Source organism: Luteolibacter arcticus, from assembly GCF_025950235.1.
Classification (GTDB): domain Bacteria; phylum Verrucomicrobiota; class Verrucomicrobiia; order Verrucomicrobiales; family Akkermansiaceae; genus Haloferula; species Haloferula arctica.
Genome location: NZ_JAPDDT010000002.1, coordinates 529,862 through 546,244 on the forward strand (window position 1 = coordinate 529,862; position 16,383 = coordinate 546,244).

12 protein-coding genes are annotated in these 16,383 nt (G+C 64.5%); 1 reads left to right on the forward strand and 11 read right to left on the reverse strand.

Annotation, left to right across the window (positions count from 1 at the left end):
- Positions 1–2: 2 nt before the first annotated feature.
- Positions 3–692, forward strand: coding sequence for a hypothetical protein (locus OKA05_RS06885; protein ID WP_264486381.1), 690 nt, complete (start codon positions 3–5; stop codon positions 690–692).
- Positions 693–930: 238 nt separating this feature from the next.
- Here the strand turns inward: OKA05_RS06885 and tnpA are convergent, their stop codons facing one another.
- The 11 genes from tnpA to OKA05_RS06940 form a co-directional block, all read right to left on the reverse strand.
- Positions 931–1,263, reverse strand: coding sequence for an IS200/IS605 family transposase (gene tnpA / locus OKA05_RS06890; RefSeq protein WP_264486382.1), 333 nt, complete (start codon positions 1,261–1,263; stop codon positions 931–933).
- A 175-nt stretch (positions 1,264–1,438) separates the two neighbouring features.
- Positions 1,439–1,891 (reverse strand): hypothetical protein, encoded by a 453-nt coding sequence (locus tag OKA05_RS06895; RefSeq protein WP_264486383.1) that lies wholly within the window; start codon positions 1,889–1,891, stop codon positions 1,439–1,441.
- A 54-nt stretch (positions 1,892–1,945) separates the two neighbouring features.
- Complete coding sequence (locus OKA05_RS06900; protein ID WP_264486384.1) at positions 1,946–6,529, reverse strand: LamG-like jellyroll fold domain-containing protein; 4,584 nt, start codon at positions 6,527–6,529, stop codon at positions 1,946–1,948.
- Positions 6,530–6,660: 131 nt separating this feature from the next.
- A complete protein-coding gene (xdhB, locus tag OKA05_RS06905; RefSeq protein WP_264486385.1) occupies positions 6,661–10,338 on the reverse strand; it encodes a xanthine dehydrogenase molybdopterin binding subunit in 3,678 nt (1,225 codons plus the stop codon).
- A 30-nt stretch (positions 10,339–10,368) separates the two neighbouring features.
- Positions 10,369–10,800, reverse strand: coding sequence for a hypothetical protein (locus tag OKA05_RS06910; RefSeq protein WP_264486386.1), 432 nt, complete (start codon positions 10,798–10,800; stop codon positions 10,369–10,371).
- Positions 10,797–12,029, reverse strand: a complete 1,233-nt coding sequence (locus OKA05_RS06915) for a M20 family metallo-hydrolase (RefSeq protein WP_264486387.1) — start codon at positions 12,027–12,029, stop codon at positions 10,797–10,799. The genes OKA05_RS06910 and OKA05_RS06915 overlap by 4 nt, the downstream gene beginning before the upstream one ends.
- A gap of 46 nt (positions 12,030–12,075) precedes the next feature.
- On the reverse strand, positions 12,076–12,564 hold the full coding sequence (locus OKA05_RS06920; RefSeq protein ID WP_264486388.1) for a PIN domain-containing protein: 489 nt from the start codon (positions 12,562–12,564) through the stop codon (positions 12,076–12,078).
- Positions 12,564–12,869, reverse strand: coding sequence for a UPF0175 family protein (locus OKA05_RS06925; RefSeq protein ID WP_264486389.1), 306 nt, complete (start codon positions 12,867–12,869; stop codon positions 12,564–12,566). The genes OKA05_RS06920 and OKA05_RS06925 overlap by 1 nt, the downstream gene beginning before the upstream one ends.
- 56 nt (positions 12,870–12,925) lie before the next feature.
- A complete protein-coding gene (gene allE / locus OKA05_RS06930; RefSeq protein WP_264486390.1) occupies positions 12,926–13,666 on the reverse strand; it encodes a (S)-ureidoglycine aminohydrolase in 741 nt (246 codons plus the stop codon).
- 173 nt (positions 13,667–13,839) lie between these two features.
- Positions 13,840–15,171 (reverse strand): allantoinase AllB, encoded by a 1,332-nt coding sequence (gene allB / locus OKA05_RS06935; RefSeq protein ID WP_264486391.1) that lies wholly within the window; start codon positions 15,169–15,171, stop codon positions 13,840–13,842.
- Positions 15,168–16,379 (reverse strand): M20 family metallo-hydrolase, encoded by a 1,212-nt coding sequence (locus tag OKA05_RS06940; protein ID WP_264486392.1) that lies wholly within the window; start codon positions 16,377–16,379, stop codon positions 15,168–15,170. The genes allB and OKA05_RS06940 overlap by 4 nt, the downstream gene beginning before the upstream one ends.
- Between the last annotated feature and the right edge of the window lie 4 nt (positions 16,380–16,383).

Here is a 16,383-nt window from a genome sequence, read left to right on the forward strand (position 1 = left end):
TCATGGAATCACCGCCCACCGGACCCGGCCGGACCCTGATCATGACCCGCGCGGGAGCGATCGGGATGGCCGCCGGCTTGATTTGCATGAGCTTCATGGCCGGGTGGATCGTTTCCCGCGTGGGCGCGATGAGGATGGTAAAGGCGCAGACAGCCGCCGTGGAGGCACAGCATGCGGACAAGGTGAAGGAGCTTCGGGAATACGCCTCCGTCCCCATGTTCACTGGACCTGATGGCGACTGGGTGAGTCCTGAAGCCGGCTTGAAGAAGTTCGAACCTTCTCCCGAGGACTCGGTCACCCTGTCTCACACCGGTGGATTGGGAGGCATCGACCGGCACATCAAGATCACGGGAGATGGAGCGGTCACGGTTTCCGACAGTTCGGGAACGAAGCAAGTCAACACCCTGAGCAAGGCGGCTTGTGCCGACTACTTCCGGAAGGTGATTTCGAGCGGCCTGGCCGGATACTCGGAGGAAGCGGTCCAGCTCAAGCGAGACCTCGCGTATCCCGAGACGACGCGTCACGTCACCTGTGCAGGTGACACCCGCTTCCGGGTTTTGGTCCCGCAGCTCAAGGTGAACCGGGATTTCTCGATCTGCTTGCCCGAGATCGAGTCTCAGAACTTTCCCGACATCATCGAATACCGCTCGGCGGTGGAGATTGAGAAAGAAATTCTGGGCCTTGTTCCTTAGCCAAGATCCTTGGGCGGGCCTTGCTGCGGCACCGGAGGTGCCCGTGGAAACTAGCCGGTGGCGTGAGCCACCGGATTCGGGACATCGGGCACATCCCCGCCCCGGAGGGCCGGTGGAGGGGGCGGTCACCAGAGGAAACGCTCGTCGTAGCTCACCCCGCATTTCTTCAGGTAGCTCAGATACTCCTCTTGGAATCCCTTGGTGCGGTGATGCGCCCCCTGGCCTGCGATGTAGTCCCTCACCCGTCCGCAGTGGGAAGGCTCACCGAAACCGCGCCGTATCCTTCTTGCCACGAGAACTTGGTCAGCCCGATCTCCTCGTGAACCCACCGGGATGAGACTGCCTTGATTCCGCGGACCACCGGTGCTAACGCCACCGTGGCAGGAATGCCCAAAAGGAGATGGACGTGATCCGCCACGCCGCCGATCGCTTCCGGTACAACTTCGAGCTGTTTTGCCACGCCTCCAAGGTAGGCGTGCAGGCGATCCCGCCAGTTTGCATGAATGAGCGGCTGCCGGTCTTTGGTGCTGAAAACCACGTGGATGTGCAGCGCGAGGTGAGTGGAGGGCATGACCAGTGGCTTCGTCCGGCGGCCCTGCCGGGACGCCACGGGAGTGGCTAACCGATTCCGGTGGCTGACGCCACCGGCTAATTTCGGTTCGCGCCTCCGGCGCTGTCGGCTTAGCGCTTGCGGGAGACGATCCGGTCGGGTGACATGCTCCAATAGTTGACGCTACGGCCTCGCTTCATTCCTTCGGGCGCTCGGCGAGCTGGCTGATCGGATAGACATCGCCGGCCTTCTTTGCGCGGCGGTAAATATCGGCGCCCATTTTCGTGGCGGCTTCTTCGACCCGCGCGTGCGGGGCGGTGGCGCGCATGACGACGATCGGGACGTAGGCGTCGATGGTCTTGCCGCTCTTGGTCTTGGCCTCGCCGATCAGGCCGGTGATGACGACCCCGGCGTCGCCCTTGCCTTCCAGCTCGGGGAAGTATTTCCAGATCAGGGTCTCAGGGGTGGTACCCTCCAGCAGCGTTTCGTTGATCGCCATGATCTGCGAACGCTTCGGCTCGCCGCCCTTCGGCACGTCGCGGATGCCGATGATCACCGGCTCGCCCGAGGGTGTGGAGACCGGAGAGATCGCCGTGTGCGCGCACGAAGCGATGAAAACGGTGAACAACAGGGTGATGACATGGCGCATGGCGCCGCAGACAACACATCCGGGGGTGATCCACAAGCCGGAACGTCCCGGCGGCTACTCCGGCAAGGCCTCGATGCGGAAGAACAGCTTCTCTTCGTCGGCCGGCGGAAGATAGGTGACGGTCACCGTTTCGTAACCGGTGCCGGGGATCGGCGTGCGGGTCACATCCGTGACGTCGGGATTGGCATCGGCCCAGCCGGTCAGGTTGTTGCCGACCTGCACCTGATAGGTCGCGCCGGCCGGTGCCTGGCGGGCCCTGTAGCTGAGCGTCACGCTACCGTCTCCGGCGCGATCGAGCGGGATCGGGAAGACATTCGCCACCAGCGGATCGCCGCCGAAGGCGAACTCGCCGAAGTTGCTGGTGCCATCGTTCTCCAGGTCCAGATCGGGACCGTGAAGATGCGATAATCCGGGCAAGCGATCGGCCAGCCATTGCTCGTAGGGGGGCAGGGCATCGCTTTCCCCGGACAGGTCGAGGATTTCCGCAGCGGTCAACGCGCGATCATGGATGCGGATTTGATCGAGATCGCCTTCGTAGCTGGTGCCGGCGTTGCCCGGGGTGGCACCGATGCAAAGGACGCCATTGGCATTGAGCGTGTCGACGCTGCCGCTGCGGGTCGCTTCAAGGACGCCGTTGATGTAGATCTTCATCTCGCCGCTCGACTTCACGCGGGTGCAGGCAACGTGGACCCAAGCGCCGGTATCCACCGGACTGGTGGCGTGGAGGATCTGGTTTGGCGTGCCGAGCGCATTGCCGGTCTGGAATGAGATGCGGCTGATGCCGTTTTCGCGGGTGCCGGCAATCAGGAAGTCATTGGTGGGTCCGCCGCTGTCGGCGTGGATGATGGCCAGACCGGCCGGTGGATTGGCCGTGACCGGGAAAGCGCGGGTGGTGCGCATCCAGAAGCTAACGGTGAAGTCATTGGGCGCGACGTTGCCCATCGTGATGCGCTCGTCAGTGCTATCGAAATGCAGCGCGCCACCGATTTTCCCGGCGATGCGGTCGGCCGGCTCCATCGCGACCAGGGTGCCGTGGTTTTCCTCCTGCGAGCTGTCGGTGGCGGAAGTCCCGGCGCTTTCATCCAGCTTCAGCCACGCGACCAAAGCGGGGTCGCGGAAGATCACGGTATGCGTGGCCGAGGGGTAGTTGCCGTGTTCTCCCGCCTGCGCTTTGCCGGCAGGCAGATGGACGGCAACGTCCTCCGAGGCGTGTGGCGTGATGGACAGGACGTAGTCCGCGTCACTGCCGGTCAGCCCGGTGGCGCTGCCGCCGGTGACCGCGAAATCATCGGCGGTGAGACCGGTGACAGCTTCGGAGAAATGCACCGCTACCGTGAATGCGCCTCCCGCGATGGCGGGAGCGGTGAGCTCCACGCCCGGCGCGGATGGCAGGGAGAGAATCCAATCGGCGATGACTTGAGCTGCCTTTTCATCGACCACGCGTTTCGCCAGCGGCGGCATCTTCAGCGGGCCGGTGGTGCCGTGGCGGATCCTGAGCATGGAGTGATCTAGATCGCCGGGCATGATGATCCGCTCGTCCGCGGGCTCGACCAGCGCGCCGCGGATCAGGTTTTGATCGACGAGCGGCGTGGTGAAGCGAGCATCGAAGAGTGCGCGCACGCCATCCGGCCGGTGGCACTGCGAGCAATTCGAGTCCAAGTACGAGCGGACTCGTACTTCGAGCGAGGCGGTGTCGTCGTCGATGTGGCGGCTTTTCAAGAACCACGACAGGTGCTCCGGCCGGTAGTTCGAATCGAACCAGCCGATGTCCGCCAGCGTCTCAAGCTGGTTGGCGGTGCGTCCGGTGCGATCGTAAGTGAGGTCGCCATTGAGCTGCCATGTCTTGAGGCCGAGCACGTGGCCGGCATTGGAATTGTGGCAGACGCGGCAGTCGGTGGGGCTGGGGTAGTCCCACGTCTGGACGTGGGTGCCGCCGCCGGCCTCGGTGATGGTGATGTCTTCACTAAGGCCGCCGGGCAGCAGGTCGGCCTCGCTGCCATCGGCCCGCCACTTGTAGGTCATGCCGTATGGCTCGCCCGTCGCAGGAATCACGATGAAGCGGGTCTCCAGCCGCTTGAGCACGGACGGGTTGGTTTCGTCGGTGGGCAGCTCGAAGTGCTTGATGAAAACGGTGCCCGGTGGGAACGACCACGGGCCTTCCGGATCGAAGCCGATCTTTTCCTGCGGCGTGTCGTGGGTGCCGTTGTTAGGCAGCGCGATCCAGCGCTTCTTCGCTGCGGCGTCCGACCAAAGCGGGGCATTCACCGAATACGGGAAAACGCCTGGAGAGGGCGTGAGAGTCGCGAGGTCGGAGAAGGCGCCGGTTTCCGAAAGCAGAGAGGGCGGATTGGCGACGACCACCACCGGCTGCCATGGCTGGGTGGCGTAGAGGAACTGGCTCGGCGGGAGCGCGGCGTTGGCGATGCGGATCTCGTCGAAGTTGGTATCGGTGACCCAGTCGGCGAAGGCGGAGTTGTACATGCCGCGGCCGACTGCCCAGATCCCGGGCTGGAGATTGCCGACGTAGCCGTTGGCTTGGCCGCGTTGGACGTAGCTGCCGTTTTCATACGAATGGACGGTCAGCGTGCCGGCGGAAACATTGCCGACGATGGCGAGGTGATACCAACGGTCGGCGGTGAATAGGGTCCGGTCGAGGATGTGGACCGCGAGCGATCGCCACTGCTGGGTGGCGGGATTGAGGGTGCGGACGTTGAGGAAAAGGTCGCCGTTCTCAAGGGGCACGCCGGGGTTGTCGAGCGGCGGGACATTGTCGTCGGTGCGGCCCCAGCGCATCAGGCGGAAGGGCTGGATGGGTGGCCCGGTTTCACCGCCTTCCGGGACGACGCCGGTAGTGCCGTCGAGCCCGAGGAGGCACTGGAAGCCAGTGGAGATCGATCCGGCAGCGGGATTGAAGCTCAGCTCGATGGTGAAGTCGTCGAGCCGCCCGAGCTTGTCCGCCGTGTAGAGATCGCCCTTGGCGTTCCCGGGGTAGCCGTTGGCGTCGGCCGTGCCGACGATCCGGACGCCGGCGGCATTCGAAGCCGTGCCGGCTGGTGTGAGTCCGTTCGAGGCGGTAAACCGGACGTTGGCGCTGGTGCTGCCGTTGTCATTGGCGAGCATGGCGATGCCGTTGTCGATGGCATCGACGGTGGCATTGAGGGGATTGTCGGAAAGATAGCCGGAGCTGTTGGACGCGTGCTGGTCTTCGAAGCGGTACCAGACGGGATTCGTCGCCTGCGGTGCGACCAGCGCGAGCTTCATGAAGCGGCCGCGGGCACCGGTGCCGTTGATCTTGATGAAGACCGGCTCGCCGGCGTGGTCCTGGCCGATGGTCGAGGTGCCGCTGTACACGCTGCCGCTGGGCATGTCGGTCAGGTGGGTCGCGGTGGCGACATTGCCGGCCTTCGTGAAACTGCGGATGCGGCCGCTCATGTTGTCCACCGTGAGGAATTTCCCGACCAGATCCGGATGCGCCGCGCCGCGGTAAACGAAGCCGCCGACCTGGCAGCCGTCCGGACCGGCCGCGTGCAGGACGTCCCACACCGGCGCGGTCAGCGTGCCGTGAATCGTCGCGGGCTGTGCCTTCGGCCCGGCGACGCTGCCCTCGCGGAAGGGCCAGCCGTAGTTGGCACCCGGGGCGAGGATGCTCAGCTCCTCGCTGGTGTCTTGTCCGCTTTCGCCGATCCACGTCGTATTACTAGATTCGTCGTAGGAGAACCGGTATGGCTGGCGCAGGCCGATCGCGTAGAACTCCTCAAGGTAATCCTTTCCCGGAGTAACAAAGGGATTGTCGGCAGGGATCGAGTAGCCCGTGGTGAAACTGTTCGGCCATCCGGAAGGCATCGCGATCTGCTGCACCTGGCGACGCGTGGTGACCGGCTGATTGCCCGGCTTGTTGTCCACGTCGAGGCGCAGGATGCCGGAGAAGAGCCGCTCGTTGATCTTCTGGCCCACATTGAACTGGTCGTTCGCGCCGCCTTCATCGCCGATGGCGACGTAGAGGTAGCCGTCCGGTCCGAACATCATGCAGCCGCTGTCGTGGAACTCCTGGCGGTCGTACTGCTGGATGAGGACCAGCTCGCTGGCTGGATTCGCCGCCTGGCTGCCATCCGGCACGGTGAAGCGGGACAGCCGCCAGTAGGAGACGTGGCCATCGCCGCCGGCCGGAGCCCACTTGTAGGTGATGTAAACGTAGCCGCGGTTCGGATTGCCTGGGACCCCGAACTGCGGGTGAAACACCAGCCAGGTCATCCCGCAGTCGCTGACCGGATTGGCCACAAAGGTCTGCGAACGCAGGTCGAGGAATGTCTCGGTCGTGGTCGCCGCCGGATTGTCCTCGAACAAGAAGATCCGCCCTTCCTTGGCGACGCACAGCAGCTTGCTCGTCCCCGGATACGGGGTCAGGTGCATCGGCAGGTTGATATTGATGCCGGTGTAGGTCTCCTGGACCGTCCACTCGCCGGTGGAACTCGGCTCCACGGCGGGGAAATTGCCATTCAAATACGCGCCAATGGCCTCCGGAGCGTCGAGCCCGGGCTGGGCGGACGCGCTTCCAAGCGCGAGCAGGCTCGCGGCGGCACGAACAAGGGACGTCGCGAACAGGGACCGACCTGCCCGGACGAGGGCTTTGAGGGACATGGGTTTTGGGTTCGCCTTGGGGGCGAGTCACTCATAGGAAAGTTTGTTTGAATTGGCAAACGGGTTTTATGGGTGTAGCCAGGGGTGAACTGCGTAGGCCAGGGGCCGGCTTCCGCCTCGCCGACGGGGAGTCAGTCGGCCCCGATTGCCAGCTTCACGGCCTCACCCGTGCATGGAGACGGCAGGTCGAAGTCGCCGCTCTTTCCGAACGCCGCCACCGCGTCGCGGATCGCCTCCCGCACCGAGATCGCCAGCATCAAGGGCGGCTCGCCGACCGCCTTGCTGCCGTGGATGGTCCGCTCCTGCGCGGCGTCCTTCAGCAGGGCGACGCGGAAATCTTCTGGAGCATCACCGATCGTGGGGATGGCGTAGGTGCTCGCGCTGTGGGTGAGTAACACGCCGTGATCGTTCCATTTGAGTTCCTCGCAGGTCAGCCAGCCCATGCCTTGCACGAAGCCTCCTTCGATTTGCCCGCGATCGACGGCGGGGTTGAGTGAGTTGCCGACGTCGTGGAGGATGTCGACGCGCTTCACGCGGTGCATGCCGGTGAAGCCATCGATCTCCACTTCGCTCACGGCCGCCCCGCAGGCGAAGTAGTGGAAGGGCCGGCCTTTGCCGACAGCCCAGTCCCACTTCAGGTCGGGCGTCGCGTAGAAGCCGGCGGCCGAGAGCGAAATCCGGCGGGTGTAGGCGATGCCCGCGAGCTGGTCGATCGGCACGCTGCCCACGGTGCCCTTCGCGTCGCCATCCTCGAAAACGATCTCCTCGGGTTGGCAGTTCAGTTTCTCCGCCGCCAGCGGTGCGAGGCGTTCGCGGAGTTGGCGGCAGGCATCCGCGACTGCCATGCCATTCAGATCGGATCCGGAACTCGCGGCGGTGGCGGAAGTGTTAGGCACCTTGTCGGTGCGCGTGTGCATCAGGCGGATCCTTTCGGCGGGCAGGCCGAGTTCCTTCATGGCGACGCAGAGGATCTTGGTGTGCAGGCCCTGGCCCATCTCGGTGCCGCCGTGGTTCACCTGCACCGATCCATCGGTGTACATCAGCACCAGCGCCCCGGCCTGGTTGTAGTGGGTGAGCGTGAAGCTGATGCCGAACTTCACCGGGGTGATTGCCAAGCCGCGCTTGCGGTGGGGATGGGTGGCGTTCCAGGCATCGATGGATTTTCGCCGGGCGGTGAACTCCGAGGTTTCTAGTAGTTCACTCCAGATCCGCGGGATGCGGTTGTCGCCGATCTCCTCGCCGTAGTGGGTCGTGTTGGTCTCGCCGCTGCCGTGGTAGAAATTCCGCGCACGAACTTCTTCCGGCGCGAGTCCGAGCTTCAGCGCGATGCGGCCGAGGATTTCCTCGATGACGAGCATGCCCTGCGGTCCGCCGAAGCCGCGGAAGGCGGTGTTCGAGACGGTGTTGGTCTTCGCGACGCGGCCCTCGAAGCGCTCGTGCGGGATGTAGTAGGCATTGTCGAGATGGAAGAGCGCGCGATCGGTGACCGGCTGCGAGAGATCGAGCGACCACCCGCCATCGGAGAAGAGCTTTACGTCCAGCGCTTGCAGCTTTCCCTCGTCATCGTAGCCAGCGCGGTAGCGGGCGAGGAATGGATGGCGCTTGCCGGTGGCGATCATGTCCTCGTCGCGGTCGAGTTGCCAGCGCACCGGTTTGCCGGTCTTCACCGCTGCCAGTGCGCACAGCGCGGCGATGGCATTGCCCTGCGTTTCCTTTCCGCCGAAGCCGCCGCCCATGCGCGGCGACTCGACCACCACGCGGTGACGCGAGAGGCCGAGCGTTTCTGCGACGATCGTCTGGATCTCCGAGGGATGCTGGGTCGAGCTTGCGACATGGAGGCCGCCCTCGCCATCGCCTTCCGCCCAAGCGGCGTGGGTCTCCAGATAGAAATGCTCCTGTCCGCCGAAGCCGAACTCGCCTTCTAACAGGTGGGGCGATTCCTTCAAGCCGGTCTCCACGTCGCCGCGTGCCAACACGTGGGGATCGGTGTGAAACGAATCCGCTTCGATCGCGGAAGGAATGCCTAACAGCGGAGGAAGCTCGTCGATCTCGATCACTGCTTTCTCCGCCGCGAGTCGGCAGGCCTCGAGTGAATCGCCGACGACCAGCGCGATGGCTTGGCTGTGAAACAAGATCTCTTGCTCCGCGAGCAAGGGTTCGTCGTGGCGCACCGGTCCGCTGTTGTTGACTCCGGGAATGCTGTCCGCGGTCAAGACCACAGCCACGCCGGGCGAGGATTTCACGGCGGCAAGATCGATGATGCGGATCGTGCCGCGTGCCACCTTCGAGCGAATCGCCCAGACCTCCAGCATTGGTCTCCTCAACGCCGTGTCGTGGACGTAGCGAGCGCTGCCGGTGACGTGGCCTGCTGCGCTTTCATGCGGGATCCCATGGCCGCCGGAAAAGGTGGCTACCGGTTTGCGTGGTTCTTCGGTTTCGCCTGCGACGAATTTCTCGAACACGCCCTTCACGACCGCACGCCGGTAGTCGGTGCCGCCGCGCAAGTCGGTCAACGGTGTGAAGCTGTTTTCTAACAGATAAAGAACGTCCGTGTGTGCGGCGAGCGGTTGTCCGAGGAGTGCTGTCTCAGCGGCGATTGCTCGCACGGGCTTCTCCGCCACGCCGCCGAAGGCGAGCCGGGCTTCGGTGATGAGGCCCGCGGCATCGGTCGCGATGCGGATGCCGGCGACGACGATCGAGATGTCCATCTCGCGGCGCTTCGAAACCTTGAAGAACGCCACGCGACCTTGCTGCTTCCGTGGGATGCGGATGGCGCGGATCAATTCGTCTGGGCGCAGGATGGTCTTGCGATAGCCGGTGAAGAAGTCGGCGATGGCGACCTCGCGTTCGCCATCGGGCGAGATGAGCAAGAGCACGGCATCGAGTGCCATCAATACCGGCGCGCTGTCGCCGATGGGCGAGGCGGTCGCGAGGTTGCCGCCGAGGGTTGCGCGGTGGCGGATCTGCCGTGAGGCGAACAGGCGGAACATTTCCTCGAGCGCAGGGATCTCGCCGCCGAGTGCTTCCTGAATGTCGGTCATGCGCGCCGCGCCGCCGATCTCCCAGACATCCTCGTGGCGGCGGATCACGGCGAGTTCCCGCACGTCATCGAGCGAAATGAGGACGCGCGGTCGGAGGTGACGCTTGTTGACAAGTACCGCGACCTCGGTGGCGCCAGCGACGAAGAGCGCATCGGGGTGCTGCTTCTTGAACGCGAGCGCGTCAACGATCCGCTCCGGCCGGAGGAAGAGCCCGCCTTCGGGATGGCTCGATGAGGGTGGCGCGGGCACGTCGGCCGGTTTCATCCACGTCTCCCAAGCCTCACGACTCTCTTTCTCTAACAGCGATTGCTGCATCGCCTCGTGGATGGGCCGGTAGCCGGTGCAGCGGCAGAGGTTGCCGCAGAGCTGATCGGAGATTCCCTCGTCGGTGGTCGTCCCGCGGTGCCAGGCCTCGGTCATGGAGGCGATGAAGCCGGGCGTGCAGTAGCCGCACTGGGAGCCGTTGCAGGAAATCATCGCGGCCTGCACCGGATGCAGCGTGCCGTCCTTGCCGATGCCCTCCACCGTGCGGATCTCGCGGCCGGCGAGGGCGTGGACGAAGGCGAGGCAGGCATTCACCGAGCGCGGCTGGCCGCCCGGCTCTAACAAGAGCACCGAGCACGCGCCGCAGTCGCCCTCATTGCAGCCGCACTTGGGGCCGGTGAGGCCATTCCGGCGGAGGAAATCGAGGGCCGTCTCATGAAGCGGCACCTGCGAGACATCGTGGGCCTCGCCGTTGACACGCAGGATGGACGGGTTTCCGGACACGGCCACAGTCTAGCAATCCATTGGCCAGAATCACGCGCCACTTTCGCCAGAATCGCGAGTCCAGACCCAAAGTTGATTCCGGAAAACCGCCAAGGTGGCGATGTGGCCGTAGTAGTCCATGACATCGGACTCGTAGACGCCCAAATAAACCGGCTCCTCGGGCAGGGTCGCGGTGAGTAGATCACGCAGCAGTAGTACGAAGTCTTCGTTCAAGTGCTTCGCGGAGACTGTAATGAGAAATGCATCGATCCCGCGGGAGATGGTCAGGACGCACCACTCGGTCTCGCGGCCGGGTTCGCCGAAGCGGTGGGCAAGGGCTTGGTCGAAAAGCTCCTCGTGCTTCCAGAAGATATCGACGTCACGACGCACGCTTCGCTTGAGCAGGGCGTTCCAGATCTCTTCCGATGTTTCGCAGAGGCGGTCAACCGGCAGGGGGGTTATCGCCGAAAGGATGGGGTTCATCGCATGCTCAGCTCCTTGAGGCACTCCTTCAAAACCTCCACACCTTTCGCGATCGCTGCCGGCGAGCTGTATTCATCCGGCCGGTGGCTGTAGCCCTTGTGGCACGGGATGAAGATCATCGCGGTGGGGCAAATGCGGGCCATGAACAACGAGTCGTGGTAAGCGCGGCTGACCATGCGCCGGGAAGCGAGCCCTGCCGCTTTCGCCTTGTTCTCAACCAAGGCGACCAAGGTGGGTTCGCAGATCGCCGGAGGGTCCTGATTGATGACTTGCCAGTCGATTTCGATGCCGCGTCGCCGGCAGATCTCGCGGGTGCCCTCGGCGATCTTTGCCAGAGCCTTGTCGCGGGTCTCGCGGTTGGTGTCGCGGAGATCGACTTCCATCTTCACGTCGCAAGGGATGCTGTTGATCGCGCCCGGTTTCACTTCCACCAGCCCACAGGTGCCGACGGTGTCGGGGCTGCCACTTTCCAGCGCGGCACGCTCCACCAGCAGCGCGATCTCCGCGGCGGCGAGGAAGGCATCGTGGCGGTCCTTCATCAGCACCGCGCCGGCATGGCCGCCGGCACCCTTCAAGAGCAGCCGGAAGGCGGATGGTGCGGCGATCTTTTCGACGATGCCGATGTCGAGCTGCCCCGCCTCTAACAATGGTCCCTGCTCGATATGAAGTTCGAGGAAGGCAGTGTAGGCGAGCGAGGGAACCTTCACCGCGCCGAGATCGCCACGACATCCGGCGGCCTCGCGCAACTCGTCGAGCGAGCGACCGTCCGGGTCCCGCAGGGCACGTGCTTCATCAGGTGAGGTGGAGCCGGACATCAGACGGCTGCCGAGGCAACCGATGCCGAAGCGCGTCGGTTCCTCGGCCGTGAACATGATCAGCTCGATGCTGCGCTTCGGCGCGTGGCCGCCTTCCTTGAGCTGGCGCATCGCTTCCAATCCTCCGAGCACGCCAACGACGCCGTCGTATTTCCCCGCATTTGGGATCGCATCGGTGTGGGATCCTGTGGCCACAGCGGGGAGGCAGGGTTCCTCGCCTTCCCAGCGGATGAACAGGTTTCCCGCGGGATCCGAGCGGGCGTGGAAGCCGGCTTCCTTTGCCTTAGCCGTCAACCACTGCCGCGCCGCGAGATCCTCTGCCGAGAACAGCACCCGAGTGACCGCCGGCGCCGGATGCGCGGAGATCGCGGCAAGCTCGTCGATTTCGCGGTCGAGGCGGGGGAAAGTATTCATCCGTTAGAGGAATGGCAGGAAATTGGCCGGTTGGGAATATGGGTTTTCAGATTCCCAGTGCCGCGATCACTTCGCGGTAAAGCTCCGCTGAAATTCGAAACCCATGAGAGGCAACGGCGCGATCAAGATCGGCCCGTGCCTCGACTGCAGAAAGCGCCCCTTTCTCCACGGCGAGCATGAGCAAGCCCAGCGTGCCGATGGTCGGGATTCCTTCTTCCTTCGCAATCCGGCGGAGAAGTCGCTCGTCCGCCAGCAACAGGTCGGCGCGGTGCTTCACCGCATAAGTCAGCGTGGTCCGATCGCTTGCGCTCAGGGTTTTGGATCCTAAGCCGCATTCGCTGAAGCTCGCCGTTTCGACAGACGCCAGGAAACTGGTGAGAGCCACACGCTCACGAAAGGAGGCCCGTTCACCGAGGACCTCGTCCTTTACACACTGCAGGACCACGACTCTGTCCGTCGGAAGCAACCGGATCAATTCAAGCCGCCCCAGCTTCGCCAGGAATATCAGCGGACTCGCATCGCAGACGACGATCATCAGAGGCCTTTTGCCATACGAAGGTCTTCCTCGAACTCAGGCGATCCGTAGTGGAGCTCCAACGCTTCGCGGTCCATCAGCGCGAGGAAATCCCACTGGCTGATCGCGGCCAACTCCGCAGCCCGGGAAAGAGAAGCCTCACCCCGGCGATAGCTCTCAACTGCCCGCCGCAAGCGCAGGTCCTTGATGCCTTGGCGCAGGATGACCCGCACGAGCTCGTCCCGGTCGCTGCCTTCGAGTCCGGCCAACTCGTCAAGCTGCAGGGCTTCCTCCGTCGAGAGGTGTGCGGAAACCGTGGTGCTCATGGTGGCAATCTACCTGCGACATTCCAGACAGGCAAGCCGCTGTCGCTTTGAACACATTACGGCAGCCGGTGCACGTCCTTGTAGTAAAGGTAGCTCGCCGGTTCATCACCCATCGCGACGAACCACTGCGGGCAATACGGGGCCATCCAGATCGCGTCGCCGGCGGTGACGGGGTAGTGGTTGTCATCCAGCCGATAGACGCCTTGGCCGGAGAGCATCAGCAGGCCGTGCTCCATGACGTGGGTCTCCACGAAGGGCAGCGTGGCGCCGGGCTGGTAGGTGAAGATGTTCATCGCCAGGTCGTAGCGCGCGTCGAGCGGGAGCAGCGTTTGCAGGAGGGCCTTTTCGTTGCCGAGGAAGGGCTCGCCGGGAATATCGGCGGCGTTGCCGTGGACGGAGGGCGGCGCTTCGAGGTTGTCCACGGGTTCGAAGAGCTTGCGAAAGACCGTCATCCGCGTGCCTTCGCTGCCGTGCAGGGCGAGCACGTTCTCCGATGGGACGAAGAGAAAGCCACCGTCGGTCAGGGTGAGGTCGCCATCATCCCACACCGCGCGGCAGTCGCCCTTCTCCACGTAGACGACGTGCTCGTGTTCGTCCGCCGGGAACCATGCCGTGCCGCCGCCGGCTTCGTAGACGACCAGGAATTGCGAAAGCTCCGCGCCCATCGCCGGAGAGATGAGAACGTAGGCCGTTGCGCCGTCCCAGCCGGGAAAGATGCTCGGGACATGACCATCGGGAGTGATCAGGGCATGGCGGAGGGCGACGTGAGTGCGTGTATGGCCGAAGAGAGGAGTCATGGGTCAGCGGTGAATGGCGCGGAATTAAGCCCGTTTTCTAGCATGGGAATCAACCGCGGAGACGCAGAGGTCGCGGAGGAACACAGAGATTGGTTTGGAATGCGCCGCGGAATCCGGCGATCAATGGATGGCAGGATTGCCTTTCAACTTTGCGATCCTCTGCGACTCCGCGGTCAAAGATCGTCAGGGTGAAGAAAGCGTCCGTGGGTCGCCGGGGAAACCGGATGGCCGCGCAGCCAGGTGGCGGTGACCTGCCACGCGCAACGCATGCCGACGTAGGGCGAGATGGGATGGCGGGTGAGCAGGTCCTTGCGCTCGATGGTGAATTCGTCCGGTGCCAGCAGGCAGAAGTCGGCATCGAGGCCGGAGGCGATGCCGCCCTTCCGGCTGTCCAGGCGGAAGCGCCGGGCGGGATTGGTGGACATCAGTGCGGCGAGCTGTTGCCACGTCGTCTCGCGCAGGGCGCGCTCGATGAGCAGCGGGAAGCCGTGCTGGCAGCCGGCAATGCCGCCCCACATCGAGAAGTAGTCATTGCACTCCTTCAACTCCGGCGGCGAGGGCGAGTGGTCCGAGCCGATGGTGTCGATATCGCCGGCGGCCAGCACACGCCACAACCGGTCCACCGTGCCGGTGCAGCGCAGCGGCGGCGCGCATTTCGCGGCGGGGCCGATCCGTTCGGCGGCCCCGCGATCGAGCAGCAGGTAATGCGGACAGGTCTCGGCGGTGACGTCGATGCCCTCGCGCTTGGCGGCGTGGATGAGATCGATGCCCTCGGGCGCGCTGACGTGGACGATGTGCAGCGCGCAGCCGGTGTCGCGGGCGCAGGAGACTGCCATCTCGATGGCCGCGATTTCCGCCGCGACCGGGCGCGAGGCCAGCCAATCGGCCATGGTGCCGGGATGCGGCAGCGGGAATTCCCGCTGGTGAGCGGCGATGACCGCGGGGCTCTCCGCATGGACGGCGACCGGTAGATTGAACTCCGCCGCGACGTGCATGCCCTTGCGCAAGGTGGCTTCGGTGGCGGCGGCGAATTCATCGAGGCCGCTGGGGCAGAGGAAGGCCTTGAAGCCGGCGACACCCGCCCGGGCGAGGTCGGCAAGATGCGGCAGCGAGTCCGGGGTGAGCCCGCCCCACAGGGCGAAGTCGAGGCGGCTGTTCGCTTCGCCAGCGCGGCGCTTGGCGGTGAAGCTGGCGAGGTCGAGCACCGGCGGCGACGAGTTCAGCGGCATGTCGATGAAACAGGTGCCGCCGCCTGCGGCGAGCGCGGTGGAGCCGGTCGCAAAGCCCTCCCAGTCCGTGCGCCCGGGTTCGTTGAAGTGGACGTGCGCATCGACCAAACCGGGGAAGAGGATCTTGCCGGTGGCATCGATTTCGACCTGGCAGGAGCCGGCGAGATTCTCAGCGAGATCGGCGAAGGTTTGGCCGGAGATCCCGACATCAAGCGTCCGCAGGCCGTCGGCGGTGACGACGGAGGCGCGGCGCAGGATGGTGTCGAATTGGCTCATCGGAGGGAGCTAAGAAAGTCCACGAGCACCCTCAGTGCCACGGCAATATCGCGCGGTCCCGCATATTCTTCCGGATGATGGCTGAGGCCGCCGCGGCAGCGGACGAAGAGCATCGCGACCGGCATGACGGTCGCCATCATCACCGCATCGTGGCCGGCACCGCTGGGCAAGGTGAAGCGGGCCCGGACCTGCTTTTCAACGGCGTCCAGCAGCGACCGGGTGAGGGCGGTGTCGCAAGGCACCGCGGCATTGGATTGAACGGGATCCCACGAAAGCTGCAGCTTCCGGCGGGTGGCGATCACTCTGAAGCGCTCGAGCAAGCCGTCCAGCAAGCGCTCCCGCGCCGCATCGTCGGGATGGCGGAAATCGAGCGTGAAGGTCGCTTCACCGGGGATGGTATTCGAGGCACCCGGCCGCACATCGATCTTCCCGACGGTGGCAAGCAGGCCTTCCCTGTAGATGGCGTGGCTTTCGACCTCGAGAATACATTCGGCAGCTCCTGCCAGCGCATCGTGCCGCAGGGGCATCGGCGTCGTCCCGGCGTGGTCGGCCTTGCCGCGCAGCGTGATGGTCAGCCGCCTTTGGCCACAGATCGCGGAGACGGCGCACACCGCTTCCTTCAGTTCGTCGAGGACGCGACCTTGCTCGATGTGGATCTCGACGTAGCCCTTGCTACGATGGTTCTCGTAGAAGAAAGACGTGGCACCTTCGTGCCAGCCTTCATTTGCGAGGGCTTCGCCGAGGGTGATGCCGGCTCTGTCGCGGATCTCCAGCATTTCCGGGCCGAGTTGCCCGACGCAGGCTCGGCTGCCTAGGTAGGTGGCGTGGAAGCGGACGCCTTCTTCATCCGAGAATCCGAGCACGTGCACAGGAAAGTCGAGCGGTCCTGTAACCTCCAGTGCTGCGAGCGCAATCAGCACGCCGAGTGCGCCGTCGTACTTGCCCGCGTCGATCACTGTGTCGAGATGGGATCCAAGCAACAGCGGCGGCAGCGGGGGATCCTTGCCGGGAAGTACGCCGCGGATCGTACCTCCGGCATCGTGCCCGGTTTTCATCCCGGCTTCCTCCATCCACGCCATCACCTGACGGGCCGCCCGGAGATTGGCAGGGGAGAGGAAGGTGCGGGTGAGCGAGCCGGGCGTGTCGGTGATGGCACCGAGTTCCTCGATGCGGGAGAGCAGGCGCTCCAGTGCCAGGTCGAAGTCCATCGTC

What these genes read in the sequence shown, in the direction of transcription:
- OKA05_RS06885 (WP_264486381.1), top strand. Translation starts at nt 3, where the DNA reads ATGGAATCACCGCCCACCGGACCCGGCCGGACCCTGATCATGACCCGC.
- allB (WP_264486391.1), bottom strand. Translation starts at nt 15,171, where the DNA reads ATGAGCCAATTCGACACCATCCTGCGCCGCGCCTCCGTCGTCACCGCC.
- OKA05_RS06940 (WP_264486392.1), bottom strand. Translation starts at nt 16,379, where the DNA reads ATGGACTTCGACCTGGCACTGGAGCGCCTGCTCTCCCGCATCGAGGAA.
- OKA05_RS06895 (WP_264486383.1), bottom strand. Translation starts at nt 1,891, where the DNA reads ATGCGCCATGTCATCACCCTGTTGTTCACCGTTTTCATCGCTTCGTGC.
- OKA05_RS06900 (WP_264486384.1), bottom strand. Translation starts at nt 6,529, where the DNA reads ATGTCCCTCAAAGCCCTCGTCCGGGCAGGTCGGTCCCTGTTCGCGACG.
- allE (WP_264486390.1), bottom strand. Translation starts at nt 13,666, where the DNA reads ATGACTCCTCTCTTCGGCCATACACGCACTCACGTCGCCCTCCGCCAT.
- tnpA (WP_264486382.1), bottom strand. Translation starts at nt 1,263, where the DNA reads ATGCCCTCCACTCACCTCGCGCTGCACATCCACGTGGTTTTCAGCACC.
- OKA05_RS06920 (WP_264486388.1), bottom strand. Translation starts at nt 12,564, where the DNA reads ATGATCGTCGTCTGCGATGCGAGTCCGCTGATATTCCTGGCGAAGCTG.
- OKA05_RS06910 (WP_264486386.1), bottom strand. Translation starts at nt 10,800, where the DNA reads ATGAACCCCATCCTTTCGGCGATAACCCCCCTGCCGGTTGACCGCCTC.
- OKA05_RS06915 (WP_264486387.1), bottom strand. Translation starts at nt 12,029, where the DNA reads ATGAATACTTTCCCCCGCCTCGACCGCGAAATCGACGAGCTTGCCGCG.
- OKA05_RS06925 (WP_264486389.1), bottom strand. Translation starts at nt 12,869, where the DNA reads ATGAGCACCACGGTTTCCGCACACCTCTCGACGGAGGAAGCCCTGCAG.